General features: G+C 36.8%; 11 protein-coding genes and 1 pseudogene. 1 reads left to right on the top strand and 11 read right to left on the bottom strand.

All coding sequences use genetic code 11. The annotated features are described in order from the left end of the window. From AUR67_RS06060 to AUR67_RS06045, 4 genes are all read right to left on the bottom strand, one after another. On the bottom strand, positions 1 to 868 hold an 868-nt coding region (locus AUR67_RS06060; RefSeq protein WP_058584563.1), incomplete at its 3' end, for a hypothetical protein. A 1-nt stretch (position 869) separates the two neighbouring features. Then, on the bottom strand, positions 870 to 1640 hold the full coding sequence (locus tag AUR67_RS06055) for an LEM-3-like GIY-YIG domain-containing protein (protein ID WP_058584562.1): 771 nt from the start codon (positions 1638 to 1640) through the stop codon (positions 870 to 872). Positions 1641 to 1786: 146 nt separating this feature from the next. Then, positions 1787 to 3721: a DUF262 domain-containing protein gene (locus AUR67_RS06050; protein WP_058584561.1), complete on the bottom strand. Its 1935-nt coding sequence runs from the start codon at positions 3719 to 3721 to the stop codon at positions 1787 to 1789. Next, complete coding sequence (locus AUR67_RS06045; protein ID WP_058584560.1) at positions 3714 to 5060, bottom strand: DUF262 domain-containing protein; 1347 nt, start codon at positions 5058 to 5060, stop codon at positions 3714 to 3716. The genes AUR67_RS06050 and AUR67_RS06045 overlap by 8 nt, the downstream gene beginning before the upstream one ends. A gap of 140 nt (positions 5061 to 5200) precedes the next feature. Here AUR67_RS06045 and AUR67_RS21145 point away from each other — a divergent pair, with 140 nt between their 5' ends. Next, positions 5201 to 5392, top strand: a complete 192-nt coding sequence (locus AUR67_RS21145) for a hypothetical protein (protein ID WP_161936932.1) — start codon at positions 5201 to 5203, stop codon at positions 5390 to 5392. Between the two features lie 283 nt (positions 5393 to 5675). Here the strand turns inward: AUR67_RS21145 and AUR67_RS06040 are convergent. The 7 genes and pseudogenes from AUR67_RS06040 to AUR67_RS06010 form a co-directional block, all read right to left on the bottom strand. Next, positions 5676 to 6091, bottom strand: a pseudogene (locus AUR67_RS06040) (type I restriction endonuclease); the annotation flags it as partial. Positions 6092 to 6290: 199 nt separating this feature from the next. Beyond that, positions 6291 to 7598 carry a DUF4145 domain-containing protein gene (locus AUR67_RS06035; RefSeq protein WP_058584558.1) on the bottom strand — a complete coding sequence of 436 codons (1308 nt, stop codon included), beginning with the start codon at positions 7596 to 7598 and terminating at the stop codon, positions 6291 to 6293. A gap of 2 nt (positions 7599 to 7600) precedes the next feature. Then, positions 7601 to 8563, bottom strand: coding sequence for a viperin family antiviral radical SAM protein (locus AUR67_RS06030; RefSeq protein WP_082665579.1), 963 nt, complete (start codon positions 8561 to 8563; stop codon positions 7601 to 7603). A gap of 605 nt (positions 8564 to 9168) precedes the next feature. Then, positions 9169 to 9774 carry a deoxynucleoside kinase gene (locus tag AUR67_RS06025; protein ID WP_058584557.1) on the bottom strand — a complete coding sequence of 202 codons (606 nt, stop codon included), beginning with the start codon at positions 9772 to 9774 and terminating at the stop codon, positions 9169 to 9171. 90 nt (positions 9775 to 9864) lie between these two features. Further along, entirely contained in the window at positions 9865 to 10536 is a 672-nt protein-coding gene (locus tag AUR67_RS06020) for a hypothetical protein (protein ID WP_058584556.1), read from the bottom strand. After that, complete coding sequence (locus AUR67_RS06015) at positions 10526 to 10954, bottom strand: hypothetical protein (RefSeq protein WP_058584555.1); 429 nt, start codon at positions 10952 to 10954, stop codon at positions 10526 to 10528. The genes AUR67_RS06020 and AUR67_RS06015 overlap by 11 nt, the downstream gene beginning before the upstream one ends. Next, complete coding sequence (locus tag AUR67_RS06010; RefSeq protein ID WP_058584554.1) at positions 10947 to 11801, bottom strand: hypothetical protein; 855 nt, start codon at positions 11799 to 11801, stop codon at positions 10947 to 10949. Before AUR67_RS06010 ends, AUR67_RS06015 begins: the two co-directional genes overlap by 8 nt. Positions 11802 to 12126: the final 325 nt, after the last annotated feature.

Here is a 12126-nt window from a genome sequence, read left to right as displayed (position 1 = left end):
TTGTTAATTGCTCTGTGTCCTTCACATTGAATGTAAGCAGTGATGTTTGAGCATCTAACTTTTTCTGCTCTATTAACTCACCAAATTGCACAAACCCTTGATTCAATGAAGACTGACACGGCACTTTGATAATCAAGTTAATACTGTCCTGACGCTTTCCTTTATTAATTGCAGATCTTAATGAGCTTAACTGCTCTAAATTTGGTTCACGCCGTGTCTTTTGTAATACTTTCACATTACGAATACGATAAACTGGCATCCGGTAGCACTTGTCATGCAACGCCCCTACCATAAACTGCGCCATAAGAATTCCGTTGGCTTCTTCAAGACCATAGAAGCTAAGTTCAGGAAAAGCTAACCAGTGTGCCTGATCATATAAAACACGATAAATCTCAGCACTAACTGAACGATTATGTTTTATTGCATGCTCGATTTGTTCAACAACCTTGCTGTCGAGATTCACCTTAATCGAGCTATTACTTTTTAGGTTTAACCATTCAGGTTTGATGCCATTTAGTCGCTGTAATGCAATATCAGCTTTAGAATGAATTGCTTGTTTAATATCTACAGGAATATTCTGTGGCATAAGCTGCTCAAGCAGTAAGTAATGCTGAGCAATCTCAATACTGAGTAACGGTGAGCTACCCCGCCAGCCCTTACTAATAGACCATGCATAAGGTTTTGTTCGCGTATCTTTTTCAAGGCCAAAACAGCCTTGATCGTATAAAGATTGAAGATCACGTTGCAGCATGCGTGTAGAAAGGTTCAAGCCACTATTAAAAAGTTTTTGTTTCAGTTGGATAATAGTGATAGAGCTTGGCTTTGAAGGCACAAGCTCTAGAATTGCTAAATGGCGCTGAGAAACCATATCATTTAGTTGGTAAATAACTATAACCTTTCTGCATGGACATTATTGGCTGATTGTTTGAATCAACTAAACGGCGTCCGTATAATTCATGTTTATTCAGACCTTGACCAACAAATTCCCATTTATCTGGTTTTCCACCAAAGTTTCTAGATGAAAGAGTAGATCCTGCTGGGAACCAAGCTTCTATTGAGTAAACCCTAACAACTACGCCATCAACGATAGCTAATGCAGTTTTATACTCCCCTGATTTCCTAGTTTCTTTAGAGACCATATGCCAAAATTGTCTGGTCATGTCATAAAGCTCAGTTTCACTTAAAGTTGGTGAGTAAGTTTTATGTATATAAAAAAGAATACATTTTTCTTCAATATCACCTATGTAAAGCGGCTCAGATGAAAATAACCTTTCTATCTCTTCAATAGTAGAACGCCCTTTTTTAATGCCGTGCCCTCTGACTTCATTTGTCAGATTTTCCAAACCAATAGTATCAATGATCGCTGCTTCCACCTCAAATGCTGTGCTTTCATCTAAGCCATATCTTAAAATTTCAACTCTAGGCTCTTCACCTGCAGCTCTTATATCTGAAATACGACCTGCTTTGGCTGTTTCCTTTCCTATTTCTTTTAAGTGATCAAATGCCCTATTATTTTTGGATGCCTTACCTATATAGAAAATTTCATCATCAATAGGGTCTATTAAGCAATATACATAACAACCTAAGCTTTCTTTTGCTAATTTTGAAAATCTCATCCTTAAATCCATTATATTTTTCATTAAATTCTTTATTAGTTATAAATAAGCTGGGTTTAACTTAAAATCAAATCGACTAATTACTGCTTTATCATGCTTTAAACTAAGTTAATTACAGCTAAGCCCACTCTATGGTTAACTTCCAATAAAAATAGATACAGCACCATGACTTATACTTTTATTACGGATAAAACCTTTAACATAGCCGATTCGTGTTTTTCTATATTTTTTCGCCCCAGTCCCTCCGGACCCCAGTCATCGTAATTCATCATAATCGCTTGCTTTAGGCTCTCGGCACGATTGTTTTCTTGATAGAACGTCTTCTTATCCTGCGGAGAGTAGTTACTAAGCCTTGAGTTACTGCTGGGCGAAATCAGGCACAGATTACCAAATCGGTCAACATCCTTCATTTTGCTTGCACCAGATGGATCCGTTTGTGGGAAGTAATGCTCAACTGAGGTTCTAAACGCAAATTGAAAACTTGTAAAGTGCTCCTTCAGAGTCTCTTTAGTGATATCGCAAATAGCCTTTCCATCGTACAAATTTCTCCAAAGTAGGTAATCCAAGCGGTTAAACACAAAGTTCTGAACACCTGTTCCTTGATGAAGTATTCCAGGATTCTCTTCACTAAACTTTAAACATTGATCGCCGGTGATTTGTTCAAAATAGCGATCGCTTAAGCGTTCAAGCTCAGTTAAGTAAACCTCTCCATCAATGCTTAAATCCGCATCATGTGTAACATTCCTATTCAAAATACTTAGTGCATCATTTAACCAGCGCTTATAAACTAAGGCTGGGTTTGATACATGAAACATTGCTAATATCATGCGCAACTTTTCATTTAGTGAGTCTTGGTTTTTACCAAAAGAGGTATTATAGCTAGAGCTTGTGCGAGTACCGCTCGAATTAGCTACTAGAGTTTGTAGGCTCCACTTACGCTTTTCATTATGTTGGTCTGGCTTGATGATGTAGCTATCAAATAGAACTCTGTACTTAAGCAACTCATATACAAAGGTTTTGGTCTCAACTCTCAAGCCATTATCTTTACTGATAAACGCATCAAGTAATTTTTTATCATCAAGCGATACCCCCTTAATCTCAGGCATCAACTTGAGTACATGAAGTAAGAAATTTGAAAAGTCGATAACCGTGCCAAAGCGCTCTTCTTTCTCGCGCTCTTCATCATCGGTATTTTCACTGGGTGTTTTGTTGTCGATAATTTCGCGTAGTGTCATTGCATCTTGTTTTTGCTGTTTACTCGTATGCTTTGCTTGAATCGCATCAAAGCTTTTTGGCATAGTTTGCCAATTGTCACCAAATACTTCTTTACGCAAATCAGATTGAAAACCCATCTGGGTATAGCGCGACATATTCGAGCAAGCATCCCAGATGGTTGAAAAACAATTTCTTTCATCATCATTGCTCAGTGTAGCCATGAATTTCGCTTTCAATACTTCGTGTTTTTCTAGTTGCTCACCACGGTTATTCATGATCTCAAAGTAGTGATTAAGATCGGTTTGCGGTGGCACAACGACTCTCAATATAGTGACGTTATCTAACAGGTATTCGCAAAACTGTTTAATTTTAGCCTCTGTATCTAGCCCTTTGGTTTTGAAGTAACGCTGAATAATGTTCAACGCAGCATGAATGTTAGGCTCTTCAGGCTCGCCACTTGACTTACCTATATAAATATCTTTTAACGCTCTAGAAGATTTTGGTCGACTATCAAAAGTTAGATTAATGTCTACCCCTGCTAGATCACTCTCACCCAATACTTTTCGATGTTTTAGATACGCCAATAAAATAGAGAGCGTGGTATGCCTTTGCTGTCCATCAATGGTTTCGTATATCACATTTGATTGCTGTGAGTGAGTTGTGCGCTGATAGACAACAAGGCTACCTAGGTAATAATTTGCTTGTTTTAAGCTAACAGTTTCACCTGGCTGAGTATTAAACCCTGCGGCATCACTAATATCTTGAATAAGCTGCTCGATCTCAGGCGCACCCCAAGCGTAATTCCGCTGATAAATAGGGATAATATATTCAGTTTTCTTATCGAAAAGCTCCCTAACGGATAACTCTTCTACTTGGTTCACATCACTCATTGATACTTCCCGATTTCATTGCTTTAATAGATGCCTGCACGTCCTTAGCATTATTAAACTTAGACTCTTTGATAAAAGGTGGTTGAAAGTTCAACACCTGTTGAGGGTGGACGGCTTTGCGAATTGCTCTAAATAACCCACTACGGCTTTTAGCGTGGTTATCAACTGATTCCATATCGATGCGTTGCAACTCAAGGCGTAAATAATATGCCCAGCGATAACAAATCTGCGCCGCTTTTTCTAACTCCACATCACCAAATTTGTCGAAGTAATACATCACGGTACACAAAAATAAATTACGCACATAGCTATCCCCTTTACGGTGACTGCCACTGTATCTAGTGTAATTTTTAACGAATGAAGCAAGTCTTGCCTCGTTGCCAACAAATAAGCTTGTGTGAATGGCCATATAATGCTGAATATACTCAAAAAATCGCTTACCGTTGATCATCACCTGTTCTACTTGAAATGGATAACTCTTGGTTTGCTTGTCCCATTTTCGCGCAGGATCGCCATTAAAGGTTTCAACCGCGTAATCGAGCGCCAGCATTGCATCCACATAAGCGTACTGGGTGTTATCTAGGTTGATCCCCTTGAATACATCAATGTTATGACGACTAAACGTAATGCCATAATCACCGTCAATCCATCGACGCATACGGAACAAGAACTCCCCCATGATGGTGTGCAAATTGGCTGAATCATCATCAGGGTTAACGCCTTGCTCCCAAAGGCTTACATGGTGCAAGCGTTCTGTTTGTGTCGTGGCGTCCATCATTTCACGCAGATGATACGCTTTGAGTAAATCGTGCGGCGCAAGGGCTTTACCACGGGCATTCTGAGAATCAAAAAACTGAAACGCTTCACTCAAATCATCTAATGTCACTTGAATAAGCTCGCACTTGTTAAGCACAAAATTAAGCAATTCCTGCTTTTCCGGGGCCGTAAAACTTGCTACTCGTTCAGAAATGATCTGAGCATTATTTTTGAGGTTATCGATACTGACTGATGATTCAAACTTATGTTCTAGCAAAGTGGATGAAATAGCTTTCTCAGCCCCATCAAGAATGGTGCAAAGCAGCGTTAAAGTAAGCAGTCGCTGCTGCCCATCAACGATGTTCAGTGTCTCTTTTTTATTCTCATTCACTGATTCTTTATCTTGATGCAATACCACAGTACCAAGGCGATAACACGGCTTAGTGCGGTGATTAAAAATATCATCAATTAACTGGTTAACGTGCTTAGGCTGCCATTTGTAAGGCCGTTGGTACTCAGGAATCGCGAGTTGTTGCGCTAACAACTGCGCAATAGTTTGTGGTTTGTTGAAGACAATTGCCATGATTATAAAGCTCCAATAACTATTTCAAGCTGTTGCTCACTGTCCAGCTGAATTTGTACTGGCGATCGTAGCTCAGCGTAAATCGTCCATATTCCTTGTTTAATAGTCATATTAATTCCTCTAGTACCACATATTTATCCATGAAAAACACCATTTATGCGCAGGCAATCTTGATTGCCATTATATCTCCCAACTTGCATAAAGACTCTTTGGCTACTGATGAAAATTCTGAACAAGGTGCTAATAACTCCTTTAATTTTTTAAGCTCTTCCTCTGCTTTGGTTCTTGCGGCCACACTGCCATTTTCATTAGCCGTTTTAAGTGCTCTTTGATAACTATAAAATAACGCCAGACTGGTTTCCCAAGTGTCTCTTTTTCTCGAGTTTAGAACCCTCTCATCAAGAAAATACTTGTCAATAGTAAAGTTAACTCGTTTAAATCTACTTCCCCAATGTCATCTTGAGCTAATGGAACACCATCATCATTAAAACTCAATAGCAATACAGCTGAATCTTAAAGAGGCTCAATAAATAAAAGTGTTTCACCTTGCCAAGCTTAGCTGGTTACAGGTAATTGCGATTCGATATAACCTTTGTAAGCACAAAACTAAGTCTAAAACCCTTGTGGTAATGGGAACTCAGCTAAGCATATTTCGGTTTCAAGGTTATATGCATCAGGCGTACCTAGTCTGGTTTTATCATGAAATACGAAGCCGTCACATTACTCGCAAAGATAAATGGCACATCTAATAGGTGGGGGTAATCTAAACCTTGCTGCATTCCTTTGCCAATCTCGTGTTTATTGGCTTTGGCTTCAATTATAGCTAAGGGGATAGAAGGTTTGTGATAAAGAACAATATCAGCACTTTTTACTGTTTTACGTGCAGCAGCCATACCACGAACGATGACTTTACCGTCTCGCAGTTTCACTTCTTGGCGTATTTGGGTAATATCGTCCCATCCTGCGGTTTTAACTGTTGGCAGAGTAAACTTACTGATTATATCTGTTTCGCTGAGCTTTCTTTTATCCATAACTTAACGCATCCCTAAATACTACGCTATTAGCCAACAAAGCTATACGTACAACTCATTGATTTAAAGTGTTTCATACTATTTAGTGATGCTATATAAAATATGGTGAATTAGCAAAAGTAAAAGGTAAAACTAAAAACGAGAGACACTGTCTCTCGCTTTAATTTAAGCTAAACCTTTTGAGGCATACCTCGATTATTTATTTTCCACAGCAATTTTTAAACTTTGCATTAGAGCCGCACGAACAAAGTTCATTTCGTCCTAATTTAGTAGTTTTAGTCCAACATTTTTGTGGCCCTATTTTTACTTTGGTACCTTTGATTTCATCTAGTAAACCAGAAAATAGCTCTCTTATTTTTAAGTACTTTTCATCAAGGTACAAAGCTGCATCAAAGTTTCCAGTAGCGATTGCTTGGCATAAATATTGTTGAGCTAGTTTGTCATCTTTTGGAACTAACTCTCCTTTGTAATAGATTTTACCTAATTCAAACATTGATTTATTACAGCCTCGCATTGCTGCTGTTTGAAAACTCTCAACAGCTTTATCACCGTTAACAAGGCAAGCTTTGCCTGAAGAATATAAAACACCTAACTTTTGAAAAAGAAAGACTGTGTCTTCAGCTTTTTTATGGGTAAGGTATTTATGTGCTTTTTTATAGTCTTCACTCAGGTAATGACACCACCCCAAATAAGCGTAAGCAGCGTAAAACCCCCTTTTTGCTAATGCGCTTAGTAATATTGTTATCTCAGTAATTTGAAGGTTATCTACTTTATGATTGAGACATAAAAGAGCATATTTAAATAGAATTTGATGGCTTTGCTGAGTAATACTGACTTGTTTATCATCAGAGCTAATAACATCGGTTATCGTTTTTTTTGAGCAAAGTTGAAAAGCACTTTTATAAGACTCAGCTGCAAAAGCATACATACTCTGTGCTCGCGCAGTGAAAGATTTATCATCAAAGTCTTCGCTTTCAAAAACTTCGCCCATTTTTTCGTAAAAATCACCTAAGCTTAAATACTCTTTATAGTCACAAGACATTAAACAGTTAAACCATAAATCTTTATGTTCTTGGCCTCCCACATTTATTAACTCGTATTTTGGTATACATTTACCAAGCCCAAAGCTCAAGTAAGCACTCTCCAGCAAGTTTAAAACTTGTCTTCTTGAAACTAACGCGTTACTAACCAATATCTCTTTACTTAACTCCTTATTATGTACTCCATCATTTGTTAACTCTCTAACACCATGAAATAGCTCTCTATCAGCTCCGTGAATTGCGTTGATATCTTTTAGCTCATTTATTTGCTCCCATAAGTTTTTACTAGTAAATTCATAGCTATGGCGTTGAGCATAAAGTAAGCATAAGGTCTCAAGTATCCTGCGAAATTTAAACAAACTAACATCAGGGCTTACATTCATCAGTAATAGTGCATTTTTGTAATCTGACGCAATGGACTCTTTGAACAATGCTGCGAATTGTTCATCTGTATTTATGAAGCTCATGTTTATACTCCCTGATTTAATGCAATTTTGTTTTGTTTATTCTTGAGCTGATACTCACTATTACTAATGAGGCTAATTGTATTATCCTTTTTATATCGGCTAGCAAACGTCTCCCAGTTTATCTGGCAAACCTCTAATGCTTTCTCTACCCCTACATCTAAAATTAAATCACCATAAATATATCCATTTTGAGTTGAACTATTTTGATAAAAACGCCCTTGAGGGTTAATCATCAAATAAGAAGTCGTCATCGCTTCATTATCTTCTGCCACCATGACTTCTTTTAATGAAGCGTGACGGTTTACAAAAACAGTAAACTGCTCATCAGAAATTAATAAGTTGTCATTTAATACAGGTAGTACTTGGAAAACTTTCCATTTTTCAGGTTTTATTTCTGCTATTAGCTGCTCGAATGACTCTTGGTAATTAAGGCTATTAACAACGGTGTTTATTTTTATTGTGATGGATGGGTTAACTTTACGAAGCTGTTTAACAGCTTTAATTAAATCGTGAGTACCAAAAGACTTATCTTTGCGATCTATTCGACCAATATCTTCACGTGTAGTCATATATTGGCTGTCAAAACTTATCCCGATCATTGAAAACATAGCGCCATAATTGTTTATGAAAGAGTTTGTTAGGTAATGGCCATTAGTAATTAAAGATAAATTAAAACCAAGTGACTTTGCCTTCATAATCAATTGTGCAAATCGCTTTTTGAGTATTAAAGGCTCCCCACCTGCAAAGTTAATACGCACTGTTTTATAAGGGAAAACCGCTTTTACTTGATTGCTATTAACATCAAAAAAGTAACTGGCTAACTTTTCAAGCATTAACTCTGCGCTATTTTCATTTGCATGTAATTCGTTGGGGCGGTCCCACTTTGCATAGCAAAATTTGCATGAATAATTACATACTTCTGTAACGTGATAATTAATTACCAACTCATCAATCGTCTTATTCATATGAACCTCCTAATACAAGGTTCAATAACGCTGTTTTCACAGCCGCATCTGCTGATGAAAGTTCATTGGTTTCACTGAATAATGAAAAAAGAATTAAATGATACATAATGTACTCCTAATATCACCGCGGACTGCGGTGACTTCAGGAGGAAGTATCGAACTGTGAAATTCACAAAAAAGGGAAACAACAAATTATTTAAAATTAAACCTGCAAAACCATTTCAATCATTAATATGATTGATTGTCACGCGACCATTTAGCTAGATAAGTTGTTAATACAATACACCCATCGAGCATTGAGAAACGATATCAGTTTTACTTATTGCCGAGTGGGATGAGGATACATTTAGTGGATGATTAACTTGAAAGAGGGCGGTCTAACTTCAATCACGATTAAAGGTCACGATAAAAGTGATAAGTGTTTAATCAAGTCTGGGCTGGTAAGCTTCACGAGTCATTTACAGCCGTTCAAAAGAACTTAATCGCTGTATAGTTGATTGAGAATACAATTTCTATTCTACTTGTTTGCTGCCGAAAATATGGCATTGCTGTCTAAAAGGGAATTGACTCAAGTGCTCACTTCCCTCTTAATTGATAAACTATTTTTAGATGCGGCTACTAGATAGGGCACGCTCAACTTGAGCTTTCATTAGTTGGTAGTTTTCTTCAATCGAGCGACTATTCTTTTCGGATGTATCAATCTCGACTACTGGAATATTAAACCATTGAAAGATCTTTTTATAGGCTGTTTCTACACAACTATTTTGTGTAATAGCATCTCCATACCACTGAATACTGCCACATCTAGCCCCTATCCTACTATTTATTGTTTCCGCATCAGCCTTAACAAATATAATGACTTCTGGAAGAAGAATGTTTTGAGAGATATTAAGTGTATCAAAGATATTCTTAACGAGTTTTTCTCCAAGCATGATCGTCTGATACGCTAAAGTTGAAAAAATATACCTGTCGACTACGACATCCTGTGACTTTATTGCTCCGGAGACAGTATGACTTCTCAGAAAGTTATTAAGTAAAAAAAACAAAAAAGCACTCTCTTTCGACTCAAAAGAATCAATGATCTTTCTCAACTCCAGCGCTTCTTCCACTATAGCTGAATGAACAACAACATTTTTTTCTTTTGCATATAAAGAACTTAGTGTAGTTTTTCCGCAGGCATCAAGCCCTTCAAAAACTATAAATCTATTCATTAGAATCTCCTAATGTCACCGCATTGTGTGGTGACTTCAAGAGCAAGTATCAAACTGTGAAAGTCACAAAAAAGAAAAAGATTAAATATTTTAATATTTATTGAGCAACATACTATATTCTTCGTACTCTGCTTTTTTAGTGTTGTATAAATTTACTAGCCACTGACCGTGTTCGCTGATAAAAGCACCAGGATTATTAGAAATCAATTTACCTAAAGCCCCAAACTCTCCGTCAATAACAGCTTTTAGCGCTAAATCATATGGGCTCGATTGGTTATCAAGTTCTATAGAATTAGCAATCAACTCCATTGAACTATATTTACCATCACTAAATGGGTATGGGATTTCATCTTGTGACCAATCTATATTTTTATTTATTAAAAAAAGCCTTAAATCTCCGATTCGCCTATCTAGTGCTTGAAAGAGTAATTTTTTAGCCTTCCATTCCTTAGCAAATTGCTCAAAATTTTCAGAATTGACTTTTTCACCGTTTAACCACTTTACGACTAACTTTTTATCTTCAAAAAGCGTGTCTAAAATTACAAGGTTTCGTATAAATATGTGATTACCTGCTTTAATAGGCTTAGGTACATAGTCGACTGACTCAGATTTTATATCGGCCTCATCCAGCAGTTTGGCATTGAGATTTTTATCTTTAACGTAATAATTTAAACGACTTCTTAACCGCTCTGGTAACAAATTACGGTCAATTCCTAATGCCTGACAAGCAACAGCCGCAATACTTGTATTTTTACCAGCCATAAGTATTTCCGTAGCAACCGAGGCGCTGCTCAACAATTTCTACTGTAATGCTTCCTCTAGCGATATCAGTGTAATTAATGTTGTAAGTATCTGCTTTACACTCTTTGGCTAATTTATAAATAGCGCCAACACACATACCTGCCAGATTAGCTTCTTTTAAAGAGGTACTTAAAGAGCTTAATAGCGATGCTTTTTGCTCTAAAAACTCAGAGCAAGCTTCTTTCAAATTAATCCTATATACAGATTTAAAACCAGTACATTGTCCAGCTAAATGAGCTTCAGTAAGAGAAGTTGATAGTCTTTCTAGTAGAGAATGTTGCTGTTCTTTCTTTTCTTTGCAGGCGAGGTCAATATCTATTTTTGCTAAGCATATAGTGCTAAAAGCCATAAGGGCAATAAAGATACTCCACTTAAACATTTGCACTCTCAACTCTTGTAATTTCCTGTTTATTTAACTCTTCAGTCGGCTCATCATCGAGTTTAAAGTTAATAACACAAGACAGAAATAAACCAATAATTATAAAATCATCAATCCAATATTTGTTGTAACTTACGATAAAAACAAAAGGTATAACCCATAAGGTAATTACTTTTAGTAAAATATTTACAGAGTGAATGCCTAACAAGCTAACGCTAAAGCGAAAGGGAGTACTAGCGACTTGTTTGTATTTACTTACTAAGTGTGCGGAGCTTTTAATACTTTCAATCCAAAACCACCCCAGCAATAATTTTACAAACAAATTACCCTGGGTCTGTTGTAAAATCAAAAGACTAACTCCTCCCAAAGTCAAAATAATAATTAACAACATTAAAAGGTGAAAAAGTGAATGTATCCAGCTACTTATTTTTAGCCGTTGCTCAAGTTGCTTAGTTCTTGAGAAAAAGTAGAATTTTGCAGATGATTTATTAGGATTAAATTTTTCTAGTCCAGACAAGTACTCAAAAGCAACATGATACCTGGCTTTATAAGCCTCAAATCCATCGTCTGTAAACTGAAAATCTTCATTTTCGTCTAGTAGAGTATTTTTCTTATCTAAATACTCTAACGCTTCAAGAGCAGCTAATAAACTTTCATTCGTATTATCAGGCTCTGAGGGGAGCTCAAAGCTAATATCATTCTTAATAGATTCCAGATTTAATCGCCATTGCTTAACTAGCTCATGATTAGATGAAAGCTTATCTTGGCCATTACTTTCTGCTTGGTGATCTTTTTCATCGAGGTGTGTAGGGTCATTGCTACTTTCCATATTACTTACAATATCCATATTCAAACAACTGAAATAGATTACTTTTTAAATGTAAAAACTGCAATGTAAATATGCGTAAGATATTGAATTTATAAATGCTCGAGCATTAGTCTGAAAAACCGAACTCCAAGTTTTCTTTCGTAATAAATTAAAAAAGGAGTAGCACGCTACTCCTTCATTGCCCTTAAGCCTCGCCTTACATTATCGTTGGCAATACGCTTTTGTATTACCACAATGGAAAAGTATATTTGCGTACAATTCCCTCACTAGTATTATCAGATGAACTCTGACTACCCAGACATTGAGTAGTGAGCCGGCAAATAACGGCTCGTGGCGTATTTCG

It is taken from the genome of Pseudoalteromonas sp. XI10 (genome assembly GCF_001469895.1).
Classification (GTDB): Bacteria; Pseudomonadota; Gammaproteobacteria; order Enterobacterales; family Alteromonadaceae; genus Pseudoalteromonas.
This window is presented reverse-complemented; position numbering and strand designations above follow the sequence as displayed.